This window comes from Pseudomonas sp. OA65, assembly GCF_017498305.1.
In the GTDB taxonomy this organism is placed as follows: Bacteria; Pseudomonadota; Gammaproteobacteria; order Pseudomonadales; family Pseudomonadaceae; genus Aquipseudomonas; species Aquipseudomonas zanjanensis.
Genome location: NZ_JAGDEZ010000122.1, coordinates 1 through 446, shown reverse-complemented (window position 1 = coordinate 446; position 446 = coordinate 1). Strand labels below are relative to the sequence as shown.

General features: G+C 63.7%; 1 protein-coding gene. It reads right to left on the bottom strand.

Annotated elements, in window-relative coordinates; genetic code table 11:
* Positions 1 to 446 (bottom strand): condensation domain-containing protein (locus J3361_RS29355; protein WP_243459081.1); only part of this gene is annotated, 446 nt, incomplete at both ends.

The following is a 446-nucleotide window of genomic DNA, read 5'->3' as shown; positions in this document are numbered from 1 at the left end:
GTGGCATCGTCGAGCATGGCATCGAGCAGGTGCAGCAAGTGCTGGCCCCAGCGGGCGATGGTGCTCTCATCGAACAGGTCGGTGGCGTATTCGAACTGGCCGCTGATGCAATCGCCATCGTCGTTGAGGGACAGGCTCACATCAAACTGGGTGGTGCCGGTAGGCTGCGGCAATGGCGTCAGGCTCAGGCCGGGCAATTCCAAGACCTGGTCCCGTGGCGTGTTGCCCAGCACCAGCATGGCCTGGAACAGCGGGCTGTGGCCGAGGCTGCGTTCCGGTTGCAGGGCTTCGACCACTTGCTCGAACGGCAAATCCTGGTGGCTGTAGGCGTCGAGGGTGGAGGCCTTGATCTGCTCCAGTAACTGGTCGACGCGGCTGTGGGCCTGGACGTCGATGCGCAGGGCCAGGGTGTTGACGAAGAAGCCGATCAAGGCCTCGGTTTCCCG